This is a genomic window from Streptomyces sp. NPDC101490, from assembly GCF_044767145.1.
Classification (GTDB): Bacteria; Actinomycetota; Actinomycetes; order Streptomycetales; family Streptomycetaceae; genus Streptomyces.
In genome coordinates this window covers 1-19,786 of sequence record NZ_JBIWNI010000007.1, presented here as the reverse complement: position 1 = coordinate 19,786, position 19,786 = coordinate 1, and the positions used below count along the sequence as shown (strand labels likewise).

Here is a 19,786-nt window from a genome sequence, read left to right as displayed (position 1 = left end):
TGTGATCCGTCGCCATGAACTGTCTTATGCCGAGGGGGAGTTCGTCCGGCCGTCGTTGCCCGAGTCGCCGCAGGGGCGGAAGCGGCTGGACGACCGCCGGGTCCTGAACGGGATCGTGGGGAAGTTCCGGACCGGGACGGCCTGGCGGGACGTGCCCGGGCGTTACGGGCCGTGGGCCACGCTCCATACCCGTTTCCGCCGGTGGGCGGCGGACGGAACGTACGACCGGATGCTCCGGTCCGCCCGGGCGAAAACGGACGCCGCCGGTGGCATCGACTGGCTGGTGTCCGTCGACTCCACGGCCGTCCGGACTCACCAGCACGCGGCCGGGGCTCGAAAAGGGGGCTCAGCGACCCGGCCCTCGGCCGGTCCCGAGGCGGGCTGACCAGCAAGATCCACCTGGCCTGCGACGGGCGGGGCCGCCCGCTCGGCTTCGTCGTCACGGGCGGCAACACCAACGACCGCACGCAGTTCACCGCCGTGATGGAAGCGATCCGGGTGCCCCGGACCGGACCCGGGCGGTCCAGGGTCCGGCCCGATCACGTCCTGGGCGACAAGGGCTACGGCTCGAAGGCGATCCGCACCCGGCTCCGCCGCCGGAGCATCCCGCACACCATTCCCGAGCGGGTCGACCAGGCCCGCGACCGGGCCCGGCGCGGCAGCCGCGGAGGCCGCCCGCCGGCCTTCGACCGCGAGGCCTACAAGCGTCGCAACGTCGTGGAACGGTGCTTCAACCGCTTGAAGCAAGGGCGCGGCATCGTCATCCGCTACGACAAGACCGCCCAGTCCTACGAAGCAGCCGTCACCCTCGCATCACTCCTGATGTGGGCGTGACATGTGACGACAGAACCCAGGGCCGTTGTCAGCGGCGGTCCGTCGGGCGAGGCAGACCGGAGGAGGGGCAGTATCGAGGCGTGCCGCTCAGCAGTTCCGGATGGACCACACGGGCGTCCAGTCGTACGTGAAGGGCGTGGGCTCCGGCAGGACGACGTCCAGCACCTGGCCGTTCTGGCCGTAGAAGAACGCGGCGGCGCCGACCTGGTTGTTCACCACCTGGCCCACGCCGTTCCAGTGGGACAGGGAGTACTGCCGGCACCGATAGAGGAAGAAGACCTTGTACTTGCCGACCACCGGGTCCCAGACCCCGGTGCAGAGATTCCCCGACGCGCACGTGACGGGGCTGCCCGACGACGTGTGCGTGTAGTCCGCCCAGGGCGAGACCGTCGGCGACGCGGCCGCCACGGCTCGTGAGGAGGGCCCCTCGCCCCGGGGTGCCGGTGGCATGGCCAGGGTCTGGCCGCCGCCCTCGTGAGGCCCGTCCGAGCCCGCCGCCTGAGCCGGGCCCGCCGCGAAGGCGGACACCAGCACCCACAGGAAGGCACCGACCACACCGAGGGTGGAACGCCAGGTACGCGACATCGTCACTCCTTCTCCGGGAATCCCCGGGTTCACCTCTGATTCGTGCACAGCGGTACGTCCGGCAACTTGTCGTCCGGATGGCTGATGTAGATGTTGGTGACGTAGCCCCCGTACTGCGGCAGATACGCCCACCAGTCGTTGGTGTACGGCGGGACGGAGACGAGCTGCCCCTTCTTCTGGCAGCCCACCAGCACCTCCGCGCCGGCCGGGAGTCGGGTCAGCAGGTTGTCCCCGACGGCCGGTTCCGTCCGGACGGCGACGTCCTGGCCCCATGTCCCGTACCACTTCCCCTTCGGCGCCGTTCCGCCGGGAACGTTCAGGGAACGGGTCAGCCGGCCGAGGTCGGTGTACGCCTTTCCGTACGACGTGCCCTCCGGGTGCAGGGTGAGGACGGCCACGATCGAACGGTCACCGGCCCCGACGGTGCCGGTCGTGTGCAGCGCCGGTCGGCTCAGGTCGACGCTGGCGTCCCCCTCGTCGGTGTACGCCGGGGCCGGGGCGTCGGCGCCACGAGCCGCAGTGGTGCCCACGGAGCCGCAGCTCCCCTTCGCGTACCTCCCTGACCAGCCCTGTTTCACGGCCCACGGGCGGTCGAACGCGGCGGCGATGCCGAAATGCTGGTCGAAGGAGTCCGACGCGCAACGGGTCGACTGGCGCAGACGCTCCATGACGAAGTCGCGAACCGGCGCGGGAGCGGACTCCAGGATGTGCCGGTAGGTCTTCACGACGTCGCGGGCCGACATGGCCGTGTAGCCCCAGTACCCCTCGTAGCCCGCCGGTGGGGGAGCGGTGTCGGCGAGCCCGAGCCGCGTGACCATGCGCTCGACGATCGTCGGCCCGCCGTAGGGCGACCAGTAGTGGTTGGCGGCGGCGTCCTGACTGCTGCGGAGCATGACGTCCAGCCGTGTGCGGTCGGCGGCCGGGAGGGTGTCGGGGCTGCGGTTCCACAGGAAGTCGAGGGTGATCAGGAGCTTGACGACCGACGCGGACCGGAACGTGGCGGCCGGGGCGAGCTGTTCGGTGAACGCCCCGGTCTGCCGGTCGAACACGGCCACGCCCGTCGTGACCCCCGCGGGCACCTGGGGACTCGCGGGCATGACCGACGCGGAGTCACGCGTCGGCTCCGTCGCGGCCGCAGACGCGGCCGAGTGCCGGAACACCGCGCCGGTGATGGAGAGGGAGAGGAAGGCCGCGGTCGCGGCGAGCAGGAGTCGAGGAGTACGGCGAGCGGTGGTATGGGAGCGCATGGCGATGCGGAGCATGGCGTGAGGGGTCCTCGCTTGGTGTGAGAGCGGGCTGCCCGGGTCTCGGAAGGGGGCGGCTGACCATCGCGGCGGGACCGCGGCGTGGAGCCCCTGGCAGGACGCGATGGGCTCCGTCGGAGCGGGCCGGGCGGACGGCTCCCGGCGGCTCTACGGGATGTTGCACTCCGTCATGCCGGGCCAGGGATCGGTCGACGTCCACACGTCGACGGCGGGGATGAACCCCCACCCGTGATTGCGCTCGCGCCCCGGGGCGATGCGGTCACCCATGGTGTAGTACCAGATGTTGTTGCCGCCGCTGTGCGCGGCGCCCCTGCCCCAGCACACGAACCAGCTCGTCGACGTGTCGATCCAGCCGATCGCCGAGCAGGCGGCGATGAAGCTGGCGCAGCCGTACAGCGGGGCGCCGGCACGATTGCCGCATACCCAGTCACGTGTCCAGGTGCGCCCCGTGTACGCGTCGTAGTGGCTGACGTTGCGCGCGGTGCACGAGGCCTGGGCCGCCAGGGGCGCGGCCTCGGTCGTGGGCGGCGCGCTCACTGCCGCGCCGGTGGTCGTGCCGGGCTGCGGCGACGACGCCTGAACGGCGCCGGCGCCGAACAGCACGGCCAGGAGGGCGGCGAGCATCGCCACCGCTCGTCTCACAGACATGTTTCGGCCCCCGTTGTTGAGAAAGCCATGGTCGGACGGCCCGGTGGAACCGAGGAGGTTTCACGGGGCGTCGCTTGAGAGCCGAGCCTTCCACTCGTACTCCGTGCATGTCATCACTTGTGGCTATGCGACATGAAAGACGATCGATAAGGGATTCATCATGGTTGCTGACGAAACGGCCGCAGGAGGCGCCGCGTCGACGGGCCCCGACCCACGGACGCCGAGCGCCCATCAACTCCGGCTGTTCGTCGCCCTCGCGGAGGAACTCCACTTCTCGCGCGCCGCCGCCCGGCTGTTCATCACGCAATCGGCCCTGAGCCAGCAGATCAGAGACCTGGAAAGACGTCTCGGGGTGAAGCTGTTCGATCGTTCGAGCCGGGCCGTGACGCTCACCCCGCAGGGCCGTGTGCTGCTGGCGGACGCGCGCGAAGTGGTGGCGGCCATGGACCGGCTGAGCCGCAGCGCTTCCACCCAGGCGCGCCGTCTCTCCGGACGACTCGTCGTCGGCACCATCGGCGCGGAGGCGGCGATGCCCTACACGCACGCCGTGCTGCGTCTGCTCCATGAACGGCACCCGTTGGTCGAGGTCGACGTGCGCAGCCTCCACTTCGCCGACCACTTCGACGCCCTGTTCCGCCATGACATCGACGTTGCCTTCCTCCGTCCACCGGTCCCGCCCGGCGTCGAGGTGCAGCACCTGGCCACGGAACCCCGGCTGGCCTGTCTCTCCGCGAGCGACCCGCTCGCGGACGGCGACCGGATCGCCCTCGCAGAGCTGGCCCGCCACCCGGTGATCGACGTCCCGCCGCAGGTGCCGCGACTCTGGTGGGACTTCTGGGCCGCCGACCCCCGACCCGACGGCACCCCGGTGCGCTACGGACCCGTCGCCTCGGACCTGGAGGGCCTGTTGCACCTCGTGGCCCAGGGCAAGGGCATGTGCTTCCTGCCGGCCGCCGCACGCGACCTCTTCCCGCGCCCCGGCATCCGCTACGTCGAGGTCACGGACCTGCCCCCGTCGACGGCGGGTCTCGCCTGGCTGAGGGAGAACCGCACGGAACCGCTCGTCGAGGCCGTGGCGGCAGCTGCCGCACACGTGGCCGCCGTGCGGGACCGGGGGGTCGTCCGGGGCAGGAGCCAGACCGAGGACTGACCCGACGTCGGAGTCCGCGGCTAACGTCGGAGTCCGCGGCTAGTCCGGGCGAGGGGTCCCGGCCCGCGTTCCCCCCGTTTCGTGGCTCCGCAGGATCCGAGTGGCGTCACCGGGTCCGGAGACATCGGGCCGCAGGACGCTCGTGGGGCGTCCCTCGTCGTCGTACGTGAGGCGCGGCCGCCCCGAGAGGGCGTCGGCAGAGACGACGCGGTCGTGTTCGTCGTACGGGCTGGTACTGGCGTGGCCGAGTGCGTCCGTCCACGCGACCAGGCGGTAGCGGGTGTCGAAAGGCGGCCGCTGTCTGCCGCTTGGCGGTAGCGAGGGCGAACAACCCCGTCAGCGCTCCGCTGCCGACCGCCACGGCAACGGGGGCCTTCTCCCGTCGCCCGGACGACTCGCCGAGCGTCATCCGAGGGGATCACGGATTCCGGGGCCCGCCGCCTGGGGCCGCCCGGCTCTCGGCGGTGCCGGGTGGATCCGGTGAGGGCTCGCCCGCCGCGAGGTGCTCCAGGACCTCCGCCAGTTCCTGGCAGGCGCGGCGCACCGACCGCCGGGTCGCACGCTGCTCGGTGATGACGGAGGCGAGAAGCAGGGCGGTCAGGGCGGCGGAACCGTTGAACGCCTGGAGCTTGACCATGATCTCGACCTCCGTGAGGTGGAGGAACGCGCCCTGTCCGGAGGTCGCCTCGAAGGTGGCGAGCACGGAGGCGAGGAGTGCGCACAGCATGCTTCCGGCGAGCTGGAAGCGGAGCGCTGCCCAGATCAGCAGGGGGAAGACGAGAAAGAGCATGCTCATCGAGCTGAATACGAGGATGGGCATGAGGATCAGGGTCGTCAGCCCCAGAAGGGCCGCCTCCTTCCAGCGCCGCATCCGGAACCGTCCGGCCGGCCCCACGAGGACGAGCACGAGCGGGGCGACGAGCAGCACGCCCATCGTGTCGCCCACCCACCAGGCCAGCCAGACGGGCCAGAACTCGCTCGTGTCCAGGGAGCTCTTCGCCACTTGCAGCCCGACCCCCGCGGTCGCGCTGATCATCATGGCGCCGAACCCGCCGAGGAAGACCAGGGCGAGTCCGTCCCGCAGCCGCGCCATGTCGCGCCGGAAGCCGGCCCGTCTCAGCAGCAGGAAGGCGCAGAGGGGCGCGACGGTGTTGCTGACCACGGTGACCACCGTGGTGGGGCCCGGAGTGGTGAGGGAGGCGATGACGAGGAAGGAGCCGAGGGCGATCCCAGGCCAGACCCGCACGCCGAGCAGCAGCAGGGCGGCGACGGCGACGCCGGTGGGGGGCCAGGTGGGGGTGACCACCACGCCTTCGACGACGAGGCGTCCCAGCAGGCCCAGTCGTCCGGCCGCGTAGTAGCACACCGCGACGACCAGCGACATCAGAGCCGTCTCCGCAAAGGACCGGTACCGCCGAGTGTCCAACACGTCAGCCATCAGACACCGGCCTGGCCCCGACGGCCGGACATGGCCCCTGCGTGTCGGGCGCCGTTGTCCGGCATGGCCCCGGGCGGGTCCGAGACCGCCCGGCCCCGAGGCGATCCCCCTTCCCTCACTCCTTGGCCGCCGGCCGGGCCGGGCCGCCCTCATGGCCGACGACCAGGACGGCCGCGTCGTCCTCGTGCCCCACCGTGGCCGCCAGCTTCATGACGGCGGTGGCGAGCGCGTCGACGTCCAGTCCGGCGACGGCGGTGATCCCGGCGAGTCTCGTCACCCGTTCCAGACCCTCGTCGATGTGGAGCGAGGGCCCCTCCACCACCCCGTCGGTCAGGAGGACGAAGACACCGTCGGCGTGGAGCCGGTGGCGCGTGGTCGGGTAGTCGACGCCGCGCAGCACCCCGAGAGGAGGCCCGCCCTCGCTGTCGTCGATGCCGGAGCGGCCGTCGTCGGTGGCCCAGATGTGGGGGATATGACCAGCCCGGGCGCACTCCAGGGTGCCGGCAGCAGGGTCGAGCCGCAGGAAGGTGCACGTGGCGAAGAGGTCGGCGCCCAGAGAGACGAGCAGGTCGTTGGTGCGACCGAGCAGCTCTCCCGGGTCTCCGGTGACGGAGGCCAGCGCGCGCAGCGCCACGCGGACCTGTCCCATGAAGGCGGCGGCCTCGATGTTGTGTCCCTGCACGTCACCGATGGACATGCCGATCTGCCCGTCGGGCAGGGAGAAGGCGTCGTACCAGTCACCGCCGACGTTGAGCCCGTGGTTGGCGGGCTCATAGCGGACGGCCAGCCGGGCGCCCGGAAAACTGGGCAGGTCCGAGGGCAGCATGCCGCGCTGCAGGGCCACGGCGAGCTCGACACGCGAACGCTGCGTCTCGGCCAGCTCGCGCGCCCTGGCGGTCAGCGACGCGAGCCGGACCAGCAGGTCCTCGCTGTTGTCGGCCTGCCGTCTGCTGAACATCGATCACTCCGACGTCACGACAATCCTCGCATCACTCCGCCCGTCTCCAGCACGCGGGACCACAGGGGACCACCTCGGTACGAACAGGTCCTTCTCACTCTGCCCGGAGAGGACGGCGTCCGCATCTCATCGGCGGAGAAAGCGGTGGATCCCAGTGCCGCATCAGGCAACGTTTGCCCCGTTGTGACGTGTCGCCCGGTTGCTGTGCCGAGCGGCATCAGTCCATCAAAATGATCATGTGGCTCAACGTGTGCAGGTCCGTGGGATCGATGACGATGAGGGCAGACGGCTCTTGCGGATCGTCCGCCGGGGTACCGGGTCGGCAGGCCGGTGTGCTGGGCCATCGTGTCGGCTCCGCCCGCTCGGCATCGGACAGCACCAGCTCCGGCTTGCGGCGGCCCGGCCGCGGCTGATCCGTCGGCCCCGCCGTCCGCAGGGCCGCGAACCGCGAGCGCCACTTGCGCACCGTCTCCACGGACACCCCGAAGTCCGCTGCCGCAGCGGTATTTGACTGCCCATCCGCACAGGCCAGGATGATGCGGGCCCGCTCCGCAGCGCGAGCCGATACTCCCACACTCGACCAGCGCGGTAACTCCGCACGTTCCTGGGCGGACAGAACAAATTCGACAGCACGAGGGCCTCGACGTGAAATAAAAACAGCCTACAGACTTGAGGCCGACTTTTCGGGCGCATCACACTGGTGACAAGGGGTGCGAAGGGAGTGGCGAGGGCCGGCAGCGACGGGCCCAGCGAGGGACTCCCCGAAGGGGCGCGGGCAGCGGTTGGCCTGTGGGGATGTGCGTCACGGCGCTCACCGGAGGGTGGCGGTGTCCGCCTTTCCAGTCGCCGTAGGAAGAATCCTGGCAGGGGTGGACGAGGGTCGCGACGGAGTTGTCGATGATAGCGGGATAGCTTCGGACGAGTCATGGATCTTTGCGTATGCGGTGAATTGAACAAAGAGGAGAGAAGGGGTGCTTTATTTCGGTTCCATAAAGGAGCTCATCTCGCGGAACCGATTCATCCGATCACCTGTCCTTCCCGTTGTGAACACAGCAAAGTTTCGGCCCGTGAGCCTCATCGCCGCCACCGCCGCCTTCGGTATGACCATGACCTATGGCGCTTCCCAGGCGGTCTCCGCGCCCCGGCTCGCGCCGAAGCCGGCCGACCGGCCTGCGCCCGCCCTGCTGACCAGTTACCAGCTCACTCCGGGGCTGCTGAACATCACCGGGGGCCGCACGGCGGGGAACCCGAGCCAGGTGCATGGCGTGCTGGGGGTGCCCCGGGGCAAGGGCCCGCATCCGGTGGTCGTCGTGGTGCACGGCACGCACCACAACTGCTTGCCGACGGGCGCCTCCGTCGTGGCGAAGAAGCCGGTGAAGACGACCTGGCCGCTGGTCTGCGCGGAGCCCGGTAAGCAGAAGCCCGGGCCGAGCCTCGGCCCTGACTATCTGCGGCACGACGTCGGGCTGTCGCACATGGTGCAGGAGCTGACGCGCAAGGGCTTTGCGGCGGTCTCGATCGATGTCGTGTCGCCGGAGAGCTGGTGGGGCGGGGAGACCGAGCCGCAGAAGGGCTACGCGGATCTCATATCGGCGCATCTGCAGCTGCTGTCGGACGTGAACAAGGGTGTGAACCACGGGCTGAAGCTCAAGGGGCTGAAGGGCAGGATCGACACCTCACGGGTAGGTCTGGTCGGCCACAGCCGGGGCGGCGGCCATGTGCTGACGGCGAAGGCGGCCAAGCGGCCCGGACTCTTCGGCGTGGTGGCGGTCCAGCCCGCCGAGAACGTCGAGAAGGCCCCGCACAGGGTCCCGGTTCTGAACATCCGGAGCACCTGCGACGAGGACACCGGCCCCAAGGCCGGACTGGACACCGTGAAGAAGCTCGCCTCCTCCGGCACCACGAAGGTCGCCGCCGACGTCGTCCTCACGGGCGTGGGCCACCGGATGCTCAACACCAACCTCGCCGCCACCGACCCGGGCGGCGCCAACGGGGAGTGCAAGGCATCGCAGGTGGCGTCCCCTGCGGCGGCCCGTTCGCAGACCGCCCAGCTGACGGCCTCCTTCCTGGCGCAGGCGCTGAAGAAGTCCCCCTCGTACCGGCTGCCGGCCCTCCCGGAGATCGCCCCGAAGGGTTCGAACCTGCGCAAGGGCGGCCCGGCCGTGACCTTCGGGAAGACGGCCCGGCAGAAGTACACCGAGCCGCACCGCATCCCGCTGGTCTCGTCCAAGCAGCGGCTGCTGCCCGCGATCCCGAAAAGCCTGAAGATCATGAAGGAGCCCGACGCCGGGATCTGACCCCTGCTCGCACACACCTTCCGAGCCCCCGCCATGTCGATGACGCGAACGGGGGCTCGGGCGCGCATGAGGCTCGGGCAGTGGACGGGCTCGGAAAGTGTGGGGTTATTGATCAACTGCTGGGCATGACGCACTGGCAGTGGTCTTGGCGGTCGGGCTGTCCGTGGAGATCACCGTCATGTGTGTCCGTCCATGCGAGCCTTCTTATGACTCGTCGTTGAGGGACGCGCAGTGGGTGATGATCGGGCCGCTGCTGCCGGAGCGGGACCCTCGCCGTGCCGGTCGGCCGTTGAAGTTCCCGCGTCGGTCCTGTGGATGCCCTGGCCCGACGCCAGTGGGAAGTCCCGTCAGGCGGCCGAGGGACGCCCGTCAGCAGGCGTTGGCGGAATCGTCGGAACCGGGCCGTACACCAGATGTCACCGAGCGCGGCGAGCTGCTCCGGGTGAGCTCGTCGAGGAGCTCGCGCCGGAGGTTGGTGAGCTGCGCCTTGCGCGCGCCGGCGTGGCCGGTACCGCAACTGTCCTCTTGCGGCGCCTGCCAGGAATTACGGGGCAGCCCTGAGCACGATGCGGGCGTTGTCGTCGAGCATCCGCCGTGTCCGGTCGTCGGGGAGTCCGGCGTGCTCGATGAAGGAGACGGCGGTGCGGAACAGGTCTCCGGCTTCGTAGGGGAAGTCTGTGCCCAGGAACGGCCGGTCGGCGCCGAACGTCGCGGCGGCCGCACGCAGCGCGGGTACATGGCCGTGGCCGACCGTGTCGTACCAGAGCCGTCTGGCCGTGGTGGAGGCGCACGGTGGTGCGCGGAGGCGGGTCACCGGCCCGGCCGGATCGTGTTGATGATCTGACAATCGAGAAGAAAACGGCGCGCGGTTTCGGGCAACCCTGGGGGGCTTTCGCTGGTCGGAAAGGTGAGAGCGAAACAGACACAGGGGGGAACCCGATCATGTTCGAACGACGCAGGCCCGGGCTGAGGACGGTGCTCGTCGCCACCGCCGTCGCGGTGGCGACCGCCACCGGCGCTGCCTCCGCCGTCGCCGCCCCGGCGGCCGCCCCGCCACCGGCGCCTGCCTTCAATCTGTTCGGCGTCCACAAGCAGACCCACGAGATGTGGCAGTGGTACCGACAAGGACCGCTCCTGGCCACCGGCGGGCCCGACGGGGGCGATCACTCGGACCTCGCCGACCGCATCAGCGTCGACAACGTCGGCAACGGGGACGGTTACGGCTCGTGGACCCTCTACAAGAACGGCCGACTGGACTTCTCCGGCTGGGTCGACGGCCAGTGGCGGCCGGCGAAGACCGTCGGCCGGGGCTGGGACACCTACCGCACGGTCCTCTCGCCCGGCACTCTCGGCGGGGCCAAGGAGGCCGACCTGATCGGCCTCGACAGGGCCGGCGTGCTGTGGATCCACCTGGGTTACCCGGACGGCCGCCTCACCACCCGCGCGCGGGTCGGCGGCGGCTGGGGCCAGTACACCGAGCTGGCCGGCCAGGGCGATCTGACCGGTGACGGCAGGTCCGACATCACCGCTCGCGACAAGGCCGGTGTCCTCTGGCTCTACAAGGGCACGGGCGACCACAAGGCTCCGTTCGCGGGCCGTACGAAGATCGGCGGCGGGTGGAACGTCTACGACCGGCTGTTGTCGGTCGGCGACATCAACGCCGACGGCAAGGTGGACCTGCTGGCCCGGAAGACGACGGGCGAACTGCTCCGGTACTCGGGCACGGGCGACGCGGCACGACCGTTCACGGCGCCGACGCAGATCAAGGGGGCCTACATGAAGGAGTTCAACCTCCTCTAGATGTAAGGCACTTCGTGCGAGGCGGCCCCCCGTTCCCGGCATTTCGGGTCCGGGGTCGCCCCCTGTCGGGGCCGCCGTCTGTCACGAGGTCTGGATCTTGGCAGGTACAGACCGATGCCGCTTCGCCGGCCTTTCCTCCAGCGGAAGGACGACAGCGCATGCGACGACTCCTCGCCCTGATCGCCGCCCAGGACGCGCTCGCACTCCTGGGCCTCGGCCTCCAAGGAGTCGGTGCGTGACGGTGGCTGAGGGGTGGTCGCTCGGGGGTGCGCGCGGCACGCAAGGTCGACACGCGTATCACCCGACCGGACGGCGTCACCCAGGCCACATGGCGGCCCCGAGAACCCCGATATCCCAGAGAACCGTGGGGACGACCAGGAGCAAGAACCGTTCGCTCCCGCGCGCGATGGAGTGCCGATTGCGCTCTTGTGGCGGTGCCGATCCGGGTGACACGCTCTCGCGGACAGGAACTGGGTACAGCGGTGTCTACCCACCCGGTCCCCGTGACGCGCCGGTTCAGCCGTCGCCGGATCGAGCGGCGGACCGTAACGGCCCGGAGGCCGAGCAACACGCAAGGGTGCCTTCAGCGGTACGGCGCGCCCGGCCGATCTCTGATGTGACGGAAGGACATGAGATGCGTTTCGGAGTCTTCATGGCACCGTTTCACACGGCGCAGGGGCAGAATCCCCTGACTGCTTTCGCGCGGGACCTGGCCACCCTTCAGCAGCTCGACGACCTCGGCTATGACGAGGCCTGGATCGGTGAACACCACTCTGGTGGTTCGGAGTTGATAGCCAGCCCAGAGATCTTCATCGCGCACGTCGCAGCCCAGACCAAGCACATCAAGCTGGGGACCGGCGTGCTCTCTCTTCCGTATCACAACCCGCTGTGGGTGGCGGACCGCGCGATCCTGCTCGATCACCTCACCCGGGGCCGGTTCATGCTCGGGCTCGGCCCCGGCTCCCTCCCCACGGACGCGACGATGATCGGTATCGACCCGGTTTCACAGCGGTCCGCGCTGGAAGAGGACACCGACGTCCTCATCCAGTTGCTCACCGAGGATGAGCCCGTCACCAAGAAGACCGCCCGCTACGACCTCGTCGAAGCCAGGTGTCAGTTACGCCCGTACACCACACCCTGCTTCGAAGTCGGCATCGCGGCCATCGCCTCGCCGTCCGGCCCGCGGATCGCGGGCAAGCACGGGCTGGCACTGCTGTCCATCGGCGCGACCATGACCGGTGACCTGGACATGCTCGCCGCGCACTGGAGCGTGATGGAAGAACGATCCCATCAGTTCGGCGCCGTCGTCGAACGCGACGCGTGGCGACTGGTCGGGCCGATGCACATCGCCGAGACGAAAGAACAGGCCTACGCGGACGTCGCGTACGGACTCGATGACTGGTGCCGCTATCTGCAGTACGAAGCCGCGGTGCCGCACTTCGAGCCCGGCGGCTCGACGCTGAAGGAACGCATCGACTGGATCAACGAGTCCGGTGTCGGCGTGATCGGAACACCGGACGACGCGATCCGGCACATCCGCCTGCTGCGGGAGCAGTCCCACGGCTTCGGCTGCTACCTCATGATGGCGCACGAATGGGCGAGGGCAGACGCCACCCGTCAGCACTTCGAACTGTTCGCGCGGCAGGTCGCCCCGCACTTCCAAGGCAGTCTCGAACGCATCGACGCCGCACGAGCCCTCGCGGTCAGGCGCAGGGAGGCACTGTACGACCGCATGGGCGAAGCGCTCGACGAGGCGAAGGCCCGTCATGCCGCCGAGCGGGCGGCCAGGGCTGATGGTCTGGGCTGATGGTCCGCGGCGACCCGGCCCCGACGTCGGAGACCGCACCCCGGAGACACCCGAGTCCTGACGGTCCGAGAGAGCAGAACTCCGCTGGGGCGCACGGGGCAGGGAGCGCTGGTGACGGAACTGCGGGCGCGGACAGGGGGGGGAGCGGGCTCTCACGGTCGGGGGCGCCCGCGCCGGTACATCCGTACCGCTCCGGCTCGACCGCATCCTCACCGTGGGGCCGTCCGCCCGGCTCCGCCGCACCCACGACATCCGGGAGGTCCGTGACGCCTCCGACCGCCTCCCCGTCGTCCTCGACGCCGAACTCCCCCTGGAACGAGATCCCGATCCCGCCCGTCGGGGCCGCTCGGTCCGGTGTGGAGGGGAGTCTGATTCACCCGTACGTGTGATTGTCGGCCCGGTAATAGTGTGACTATCTGGAACCGTTCCGCGACTGCCCGTGTCGGGCGGTCGGTTGACGGTGAAGGGATGACGATGAGCACTGCCCAGGCGGCGGCCGCCGGTGGAAAGAACTCCGCACTTCCGATCAGTACGGCCGCAGGGAGCGGGAGCGCCGGTTTCAGCGGGGACAACGGGCCCGCGACCGCTGCCCAGTTGAACCGTCCGTACGGGGCCGCGGTGGACGGGAACGGCAATCTGTACTTCTCCGACTACAACAACCACCGGGTCGCGAGGGTTGCCACCGACGGGAGGATCAGCACGGTCGCGGGGAACGGGACCGCCGGATTTCGGGGCGACGGCGGCCCCGCGACCGCTGCCCAGTTCAACTGCCCGCGCGAGCTGGCGGTGGACAGTGCGGGCAATCTCTACATCGCCGATTCCAGCAACCATCGGATCCGGAGGATCACGCCCGATGGGGTGATAAGTACGGTCGCGGGGAACGGGACCGGGGGGTTCGGCGGTGACGGCGGCCCGGCCACCGCCGCCTTGCTGAACCTCCCGCTGGGGGTGGCGGTGGACAGTGCGGGGAATCTCTACATCGCCGAGTACCACAACTTCCGGGTCCGGAAGGTCACGCCTGCCGGAGTGATCAGTACGGTCGCGGGGAACGGGACCGGGGGTTTCGCCGGTGACGGCGGCCCCGCCACCGCCGCCCGGCTGAACCGGCCCTTCTCGGTGGCGGTGGACGGTCCGGGCAATCTCTACATCGCCGACGCCGAGAACCACCGGGTCCGGAAGGTCACGCCCGACGGGGTGATAAGTACGGTCGCGGGGAACGGGACCGCGGGTTTCGGCGGTGACGGCGGCCCGGCCACCGCCGCTCAGCTGAACTTCCCGCTGGCGGTGGCGGTGGACAGCACCGGCGTTCTCCACATCACCGATCACCGCAACCAGCGGATCCGGAGCGTGGCGGCCGACGGGAAGGCGAGCACGGCGGCCGGCACGGGCACCGCGGGTTTCGGCGGCGATGGCGGCCCCGCCACCTCGGCCCAGCTGAACGGCGTGTACGGACTCGCCGTGGACAGTGTCGACACCCTCTACATCGCCGACCACGTCAACAACCGGGTCCGGAGGATCGCCTCGCCGAGGTTGGCCGGACTCCCTGATTCGGGCACGGTGGTCTCCTGGGCCAATGTCCGCAGCCGACTGCGCATGGCGGTCCTGCGCGAGTCCACCAAGGACGGGGCCGAGGTCCACCAGGATCTCGCCGTCTCCAGGGACCACCAGCGGTGGCGCATGGTCGTGGCGGGCCAGGAGAACGGCGAAGTCCTGTACACGATCGAGAACCTGCGCAGCGCCAAGGTGCTGGAGGTCGTCGGGGCCACGGAGAAGAACGGGGCGCTCGTCGCGCAGCGCGCCTACGAGGGCGGCGACGCGCACCACCAGCAGTGGCGGCTGATCCCGGTGGGTCCGGCGGACGCCACCCCCAGGGTGTACGAGATCGCGAATCGCAACAGCGGTCTCCTTCTGCGGATCGACACCAACGCCCGTGCGGTGATCAAGCAGCACGGCTCGGAGGGCGACCACCGCGACCGGCAGTGGCAGCTGCTTCCGGTGTGATGCGTGAGGGGGCGGGGGCGAGGCCGCCCCTGCCCCCTCACGGCAGCTCCTACTTCTGGGAATCCGATGAACCCGATGAACCCGATGAACCCGATGAGCCCGACGGATTCTCGGCGGTCGGCTTGGACGCCTTGGGCGTCGGAGGCGCCTCGGGCGGCCGGGTGAAGTCGCTCTTCCGCGGCATGGTCTTCAGGTCCTCGTCCTTCTGGAGGTCGCCGTGGTCCGCGACCGTCGGGCTCGACTCCTGCATGCGCGCGGACGCCGCCGTGGACACCGAGCCGGGATCCGAGACGAACCGGGCCTGTGCGTCGGCCGACGTCTGGGTGGTCTGGATGAAGGCGCCGAGGAAGCCGAGGACGGCCCGTGCCTCGGGTGACTGCTCCTGCACCACCTTCGCCCGGGACGAGGCCCCGTGGATCGCGCTGTTGAAGAGGCTGGTGCTCGTGTCGTCGTAGGTGTCGTCCTCGGAGTCCTCGAAGTCGACGCCCTCTCCCGGCCGGGGCTTGGCGGCGTCGGTGGTCACCGAGAAGAGGCCCGCTCCCTTGCCCGCGGAGCCGAAGATGTTGTTGAACACCATGGTGGTCACTCCTGGTCGTGGTCTGGGCGGCACAGGCCGCGGGATCAAGGGGCCTTGAACGGTGTCCGGTCGCTGCCGGTCAGGTTCTCGCCGTCGAACATGGTGTGGTGGACCTCCAGCGCGGAGACGACTTCGGCCAGCCCCTTCATGCGGAAGCCGCCGCCGGAGAGGTCGAGATCGCCGATGTCGCGGGCGACCACGCTTTCCAGGGCGGGGTACTCCCCGGACTGCGGCGGGGACAGGACCGCCACCGGCACGTCGTACCGCACCGCGAGCAGCCCGGAGAAGGTCACCGGTATCTCGTAGGTGTACTCCTTGCGGGTGCGCCGCTGCGTGACGATGGTCTCCACGCGCGAATCGGGCTGCACCGTGCCGGAGATCTCCGACTTCGAGGCCCAGCTGGTGGTCAGGGTGCCGCCGACCGAGGCCGTGATGCCCAGCATCAACTGGGCGTTGAGCTCCGCGCTGCCGGTGGCGCTGCCCGTGGCCGTGAACGCCGTCGAGGCCGTCGCCGAGGTCGACGCCGTGTTGGTGACGCCGTTCGTCGTCGAGTTCGTGACGCCGTTCTCGGTCCCGTTGGCGACATCGACCCCCATGTCGTCCTTGCTGTTCTCGTTGGTCACGGTGTTCGTGACCGTGTTCGCCATCTCGTTCTGGAGCTGGTTCTGCAGCTCGGTCTGGAACTGCCCCTGGAGGTCGAGCTGGAGCTGCTTCTCCAGCTGGAGCTGGAGTTCCGCGCCGACCTTGCCGCCGAACGTGAGCTGCCCCTCCCCCTGGAGCGACCACGTCACCTCGTTCGACACGGTGAACTCGACCGAGTCGGTGAAATTCATCGGGGTCGCGAGGCTGCGGTTGACATAGGAACGCGAGGAGAAGGTGTCGGGCTCCGGCCGGCCGATGCCGCGCCGCTCCTCGATCAGCGGCTCCCCGAGATTCATGTAGGCGAGCCACCCCAGCTTGAAGGCGGACCCCGGGAAGGAGCCGAAGCTCGACTTGTTCACGGAGAAACCCACGGGCTTGTGCCGCACACCGTAGTCGTCGACGTAGACCAGACCGGGGTGGTCCAGGATGGACTGCCAGGTCTGCTCGATGTTGAGTTCCCGCAGGTTCTTCTTCGTCAATGGCTGACGTTTGGCCCGTTCCAGGTTGTATGCGTTGGAAGGCATTTCCTCATCCTCGGCTGAATTCGGTCGAATCGTCCCAGGTGAATTCAAAACAGGCATCTCGTGCGTTTCGAAAATTGAAGCTAACACGCCCTCCGTCGTCACGGAGGGTGCTTTCGTACATCCCGCCCGTTCGGGTGACATGTTGCCGATAGTCGAGACCAACTCGCGTACACCGAAGGTAAGTTGCGACGCTGTCGGTCCACGGGGCGACGGATCATGGATGGGTCTTCCGCAGGCGCCCGGGTCCCCGGCCGTCCGAGCGGGCGGTGGGGATACGGGGGAATTCGGGTGGGTCGTCCAGGCGTGTCCGGCAGGTGTTTCGGCCGAACTTTTCGTTTGGATGTTTCAGCCGGAAGTGAATTGCTCTGCGGTGATTCGTCTTGTGGGCCGTTTCGAGCCGGATGTCCGGCGCATTGCTTCTCCACTCTCAGGGACAGGTGAGGTTCCGCGATGTACACCCAAGAACGCACGGCCATGTCGAATCTGGTGGTCGGCGGCCCGGTTGCGGTGAACAGCTATGACAACGCGATCGTTGCCGCGCTCATCGAGAACCGGCCGGTCATGCTGGTCCACGCCTTCAACGGCGGATACCTGCGGCCCGTCGAGCTGAAGGAGGACAGCCACGACAAGGGGGTCAAGCTGGCCACTGCGCTCGACCCGGCCACCAAGGACGCGCGGGGCCACCTCTGGCACATCACCCCCGGCGGCTTCTTCGGACAGCGACCGCTCTACTTCATCGAGAGCGCGGCGGGTCAGGTGCAGCCCAAGCCCGTCGTGGCCGGCGGCGCGGCCGGTGCGGGCACGGCCGACACCGGGCGTGGTGACGACGGGATGGCGAAGCCCAAGCGGCGGCGCATATCCGTCCATCAGGAGGCGCCGAAGAGCACGGCCGACATCGTGCAGCTCGGTCTCCCCGACAAGGTCGGCGACAAGTGGCGCGGGAAGAACGGCGCGATCGAGGACACCCAGCTCTGGGTGGTCACGGTGACGCCGTGGGGCGGGATCACCTTCGTCCCCATCACCCACCCCGACGCCATCCTCGGTTTCAAGGACCACGCGGTGACGGCCGACGCCGAGGTGCGCCTCACCTACAACTGGGGCGGGGACTTCACCGGAACGGTCATCAACACCTTCTACCCCCGGCTGCCCAACGAGTGGGACGTGCCCTACCACCACGTCTTCACGTGATCCGCCACCACGGTGCCGGAGCCGCACCGCGACCGAGCCCGCGAACGATCCGTCTGGAAGAGGCACCACGATGACCGTGCCCACGGAAGAACTGAAGCTGGAGATCGTCCACGCCGCCACGGGAAGGACCCTCGGCGCCAGGGTCGCGCCGAGTGCGGACGGGACACTCGTCGTCCGTGACGTCCCCGCCGGTGGCCCGGGTCCGCAGCGGTGGCAGCTCGTCCCCGTGCCCGCCGCGCCGCAGGGCGGGCAGGCGCACGGCGACGGCCACGCGTACGCGATCCGTGACGCCGCCGGGGGCCAGGTGCTCGACAACCCCGCCGCCGCGGACCGCGGGGTACGGCAGGGAGTCGCCGCCGCCGGGAAGAAGAGCCAGCGGTGGCACGTCGTCCCGGTCGACGGGGAGGCCGGGCTGTACTTCATCGAGACCGCGACCGACGGCACCGTGCTCGACCTCGACGAGCCCGGTGCGGACGACACCCGGATCGTGCTGCGCGCGTACGACGAGGGCGCGGCGAGCCAGCGGTGGCGGTTCGTCCCGGCCGCGCCCGAGCGCACCAGCGACCCCGTGCTGCGCTGGGGATCGCTGAGCCACTGGAACGGACGCCAGTCCTGGCGGCTGGACCGCTCGGCCGCGCGGCGGCCGGTGCCCGGCGCCGCGCCCGCCTTCAGCGACATGCTGCTGGTGCTCGAACAGTTCGGCAGCGACCCGAACGCCGGGGAGTGGAAGAGTGAAGGCGCCACCCCTCCTCCCGGTGGACAGCCGGAGCGGTGGGCGGGGACCGGTGCGCGGTTCCTCGCCGACACCACCGGAACGGGGCGGGCCGACATCGTCGCGCTCAGGCCCGTGAAGGGGGCGGTGGCCTCGGCCACCGGAGGCGACGGCACGTTCGGCGCCGAGCGTGTCCTGCATCCGCCCGTACCGTCCCCGAGCCCCTCGGACCTGTGGGCCCTCGCGGACACGACAGGCAGCGGAAAGCCCGATGCCGTCGTGCTCGCCGCCGATGGCGTGCGCGTGTTCCCGCAGGCCGGGGGCGGGACCTTCGCGGCCGGGAGCGGCAAACCGGTGGTCAAGGCGTTCGGGCACGGTGCACCGGGCGGCGGCTGGCGGGCCGACCGGCATCCGTGCTTGCTGGCCGACACCACGGGTGACGGCAGGCTGGATGTCGTCGGCTTCCACGACGACGGCCTGCGGGTGTCGCTCCAGGGCGAGGCGGGCGTCTTCGCCCCGGTCGCTGACGAGCCGGTGCTCCGGGCCTTCGGTTACGGGGAGAGGGCGGGCGGGTGGCGGGTCGAGAAGCATCCCCGCTTCCTCGCCGACACCACGGGTGACGGCAGGCTGGATGTCGTCGGCTGCCACGGCGACGGCGTCTGGGTGTCGCTCCAGGACGAGGCGGGAGCCTTCGCCGAGCCCCGCTACCTGCTCGCCGAGTTCGGGGTCGCCCAGGGGTGGCGCTCGGTCGCGGAACACCCCCGCTTCCTGGCCCCGGCCACCGTCGGCGGCACACCGGACCTCGTCGGGTTCGGACCGCAGGGCGTCGTCGTCGCGCGGGGGCGCGGGGACGGCACCTTCGAGCCCGCCCGGATCGTTCTGAACGACTTCGGGTCCGCCCAGGGCTGGACGAGCGCGAAGCACCTCCGCTTCCTCACCGATGTCACGGGCGACGGCCGTCCGGACATCGTCGGCTTCGGCGACGAAGGGGTCTGGGTGTCGCACGGCCGGGGTGACGGCCGGTTCGAGCAGGCCCAGCTGGTCTGCCGGGGGTTCGGGTACGACGAGGACGCCGGCGCCTGGCGGGTCGGCCGCCATCCGCGCTTCCTCGCCGACATCACCGGCGAGGGGCGCGTCGACATCGTCGGCTTCGGAGGGCCGGGGGTGTACGTGGCCCGCAACCTGTACCGCCGCTTCCGGACCACTCGGTAGCCCCGGGATAGGCAAGGTGTTCCGGCCCGGCGTGGGGGGGGGGGGGGGGGGGGCGCGCCCGGGCGCCCGCCCCGGGCCGCCCCCGGCCGCCGCGGGGGGGGCGCGGGGGGGGGGGGGGGGGGGGGGGGGGGGGGCGCGGCGCGGAGGG

General features: G+C 70.1%; 16 protein-coding genes and 2 pseudogenes. 8 read left to right on the top strand and 10 right to left on the bottom strand.

Annotated elements, in window-relative coordinates:
* Nucleotide 1 precedes the first annotated feature (1 nt).
* Nucleotides 2–834 (top strand): annotated as a pseudogene (locus tag ACIRQY_RS16375) (IS5 family transposase).
* 87 nt (nucleotides 835–921) lie between these two features.
* Here the strand turns inward: ACIRQY_RS16375 and ACIRQY_RS16370 are convergent.
* The 3 genes from ACIRQY_RS16370 to ACIRQY_RS16360 form a co-directional block, all read right to left on the bottom strand.
* Nucleotides 922–1,419: a hypothetical protein gene (locus ACIRQY_RS16370; RefSeq protein ID WP_403925965.1), complete on the bottom strand. Its 498-nt coding sequence runs from the start codon at nucleotides 1,417–1,419 to the stop codon at nucleotides 922–924.
* Between the two features lie 29 nt (nucleotides 1,420–1,448).
* Complete coding sequence (locus ACIRQY_RS16365; RefSeq protein ID WP_403925963.1) at nucleotides 1,449–2,681, bottom strand: hypothetical protein; 1,233 nt, start codon at nucleotides 2,679–2,681, stop codon at nucleotides 1,449–1,451.
* A gap of 150 nt (nucleotides 2,682–2,831) precedes the next feature.
* Complete coding sequence (locus tag ACIRQY_RS16360) at nucleotides 2,832–3,332, bottom strand: hypothetical protein (protein WP_403925960.1); 501 nt, start codon at nucleotides 3,330–3,332, stop codon at nucleotides 2,832–2,834.
* Nucleotides 3,333–3,492: 160 nt separating this feature from the next.
* On the opposite strand from ACIRQY_RS16360, the gene ACIRQY_RS16355 reads away from it, so the two are divergent.
* The gene (locus ACIRQY_RS16355) at nucleotides 3,493–4,482 is read left to right on the top strand and encodes a LysR family transcriptional regulator (RefSeq protein WP_351790662.1); all 990 of its coding nucleotides are present in this window, start codon (nucleotides 3,493–3,495) and stop codon (nucleotides 4,480–4,482) included.
* 39 nt (nucleotides 4,483–4,521) lie between these two features.
* Here ACIRQY_RS16355 and ACIRQY_RS16350 read toward each other — a convergent pair whose 3' ends face one another.
* From ACIRQY_RS16350 to ACIRQY_RS16335, 4 genes and pseudogenes are all read right to left on the bottom strand, one after another.
* On the bottom strand, nucleotides 4,522–4,752 hold the full coding sequence (locus ACIRQY_RS16350; RefSeq protein WP_403926474.1) for a hypothetical protein: 231 nt from the start codon (nucleotides 4,750–4,752) through the stop codon (nucleotides 4,522–4,524).
* Nucleotides 4,753–4,900: 148 nt separating this feature from the next.
* Complete coding sequence (locus ACIRQY_RS16345; RefSeq protein WP_403925957.1) at nucleotides 4,901–5,920, bottom strand: MASE1 domain-containing protein; 1,020 nt, start codon at nucleotides 5,918–5,920, stop codon at nucleotides 4,901–4,903.
* 115 nt (nucleotides 5,921–6,035) lie between these two features.
* Nucleotides 6,036–6,878: a PP2C family protein-serine/threonine phosphatase gene (locus ACIRQY_RS16340; RefSeq protein ID WP_351790656.1), complete on the bottom strand. Its 843-nt coding sequence runs from the start codon at nucleotides 6,876–6,878 to the stop codon at nucleotides 6,036–6,038.
* Between the two features lie 400 nt (nucleotides 6,879–7,278).
* Nucleotides 7,279–7,452: pseudogene (locus tag ACIRQY_RS16335) on the bottom strand (helix-turn-helix domain-containing protein); the annotation flags it as partial.
* A gap of 493 nt (nucleotides 7,453–7,945) precedes the next feature.
* On the opposite strand from ACIRQY_RS16335, the gene ACIRQY_RS16330 reads away from it, so the two are divergent.
* The gene (locus tag ACIRQY_RS16330; protein ID WP_403925954.1) at nucleotides 7,946–9,175 is read left to right on the top strand and encodes an alpha/beta hydrolase; all 1,230 of its coding nucleotides are present in this window, start codon (nucleotides 7,946–7,948) and stop codon (nucleotides 9,173–9,175) included.
* Between the two features lie 544 nt (nucleotides 9,176–9,719).
* Here the strand turns inward: ACIRQY_RS16330 and ACIRQY_RS16325 are convergent.
* The gene (locus tag ACIRQY_RS16325; protein ID WP_403925951.1) at nucleotides 9,720–10,022 is read right to left on the bottom strand and encodes a hypothetical protein; all 303 of its coding nucleotides are present in this window, start codon (nucleotides 10,020–10,022) and stop codon (nucleotides 9,720–9,722) included.
* 95 nt (nucleotides 10,023–10,117) lie between these two features.
* Between ACIRQY_RS16325 and ACIRQY_RS16320 the strand changes: the two genes are divergently transcribed.
* The 3 genes from ACIRQY_RS16320 to ACIRQY_RS16310 all read left to right on the top strand — a co-directional run bounded on the left by ACIRQY_RS16320 (nucleotide 10,118) and on the right by ACIRQY_RS16310 (nucleotide 14,783).
* Entirely contained in the window at nucleotides 10,118–10,975 is an 858-nt protein-coding gene (locus ACIRQY_RS16320) for an FG-GAP repeat domain-containing protein (RefSeq protein ID WP_403925949.1), read from the top strand.
* Nucleotides 10,976–11,609: 634 nt separating this feature from the next.
* Nucleotides 11,610–12,782, top strand: a complete 1,173-nt coding sequence (locus ACIRQY_RS16315) for an LLM class flavin-dependent oxidoreductase (RefSeq protein WP_403925946.1) — start codon at nucleotides 11,610–11,612, stop codon at nucleotides 12,780–12,782.
* 474 nt (nucleotides 12,783–13,256) lie between these two features.
* Nucleotides 13,257–14,783: an RICIN domain-containing protein gene (locus ACIRQY_RS16310; RefSeq protein WP_403925943.1), complete on the top strand. Its 1,527-nt coding sequence runs from the start codon at nucleotides 13,257–13,259 to the stop codon at nucleotides 14,781–14,783.
* A 49-nt stretch (nucleotides 14,784–14,832) separates the two neighbouring features.
* Here the strand turns inward: ACIRQY_RS16310 and ACIRQY_RS16305 are convergent, their stop codons facing one another.
* Both ACIRQY_RS16305 and ACIRQY_RS16300 read right to left on the bottom strand, forming a co-directional pair.
* Nucleotides 14,833–15,360 (bottom strand): hypothetical protein, encoded by a 528-nt coding sequence (locus tag ACIRQY_RS16305; protein WP_403925940.1) that lies wholly within the window; start codon nucleotides 15,358–15,360, stop codon nucleotides 14,833–14,835.
* Between the two features lie 44 nt (nucleotides 15,361–15,404).
* Complete coding sequence (locus ACIRQY_RS16300; protein ID WP_403925937.1) at nucleotides 15,405–16,526, bottom strand: hypothetical protein; 1,122 nt, start codon at nucleotides 16,524–16,526, stop codon at nucleotides 15,405–15,407.
* A gap of 450 nt (nucleotides 16,527–16,976) precedes the next feature.
* Here ACIRQY_RS16300 and ACIRQY_RS16295 point away from each other — a divergent pair, with 450 nt between their 5' ends.
* Nucleotides 16,977–17,714, top strand: a complete 738-nt coding sequence (locus tag ACIRQY_RS16295) for a hypothetical protein (protein WP_403925934.1) — start codon at nucleotides 16,977–16,979, stop codon at nucleotides 17,712–17,714.
* Nucleotides 17,715–17,784: 70 nt separating this feature from the next.
* Entirely contained in the window at nucleotides 17,785–19,638 is a 1,854-nt protein-coding gene (locus ACIRQY_RS16290; protein ID WP_403925932.1) for an FG-GAP-like repeat-containing protein, read from the top strand.
* Nucleotides 19,639–19,786: the final 148 nt, after the last annotated feature.

What these genes read in the sequence shown, in the direction of transcription:
- ACIRQY_RS16370 (WP_403925965.1), bottom strand. Translation starts at nt 1,419, where the DNA reads ATGTCGCGTACCTGGCGTTCCACCCTCGGTGTGGTCGGTGCCTTCCTG.
- ACIRQY_RS16365 (WP_403925963.1), bottom strand. Translation starts at nt 2,681, where the DNA reads ATGCTCCGCATCGCCATGCGCTCCCATACCACCGCTCGCCGTACTCCT.
- ACIRQY_RS16360 (WP_403925960.1), bottom strand. Translation starts at nt 3,332, where the DNA reads ATGTCTGTGAGACGAGCGGTGGCGATGCTCGCCGCCCTCCTGGCCGTG.
- ACIRQY_RS16355 (WP_351790662.1), top strand. Translation starts at nt 3,493, where the DNA reads ATGGTTGCTGACGAAACGGCCGCAGGAGGCGCCGCGTCGACGGGCCCC.
- ACIRQY_RS16345 (WP_403925957.1), bottom strand. Translation starts at nt 5,920, where the DNA reads ATGGCTGACGTGTTGGACACTCGGCGGTACCGGTCCTTTGCGGAGACG.
- ACIRQY_RS16340 (WP_351790656.1), bottom strand. Translation starts at nt 6,878, where the DNA reads ATGTTCAGCAGACGGCAGGCCGACAACAGCGAGGACCTGCTGGTCCGG.
- ACIRQY_RS16320 (WP_403925949.1), top strand. Translation starts at nt 10,118, where the DNA reads ATGTTCGAACGACGCAGGCCCGGGCTGAGGACGGTGCTCGTCGCCACC.
- ACIRQY_RS16315 (WP_403925946.1), top strand. Translation starts at nt 11,610, where the DNA reads ATGCGTTTCGGAGTCTTCATGGCACCGTTTCACACGGCGCAGGGGCAG.
- ACIRQY_RS16310 (WP_403925943.1), top strand. Translation starts at nt 13,257, where the DNA reads ATGAGCACTGCCCAGGCGGCGGCCGCCGGTGGAAAGAACTCCGCACTT.
- ACIRQY_RS16305 (WP_403925940.1), bottom strand. Translation starts at nt 15,360, where the DNA reads ATGGTGTTCAACAACATCTTCGGCTCCGCGGGCAAGGGAGCGGGCCTC.
- ACIRQY_RS16300 (WP_403925937.1), bottom strand. Translation starts at nt 16,526, where the DNA reads ATGCCTTCCAACGCATACAACCTGGAACGGGCCAAACGTCAGCCATTG.
- ACIRQY_RS16295 (WP_403925934.1), top strand. Translation starts at nt 16,977, where the DNA reads ATGTACACCCAAGAACGCACGGCCATGTCGAATCTGGTGGTCGGCGGC.
- ACIRQY_RS16290 (WP_403925932.1), top strand. Translation starts at nt 17,785, where the DNA reads ATGACCGTGCCCACGGAAGAACTGAAGCTGGAGATCGTCCACGCCGCC.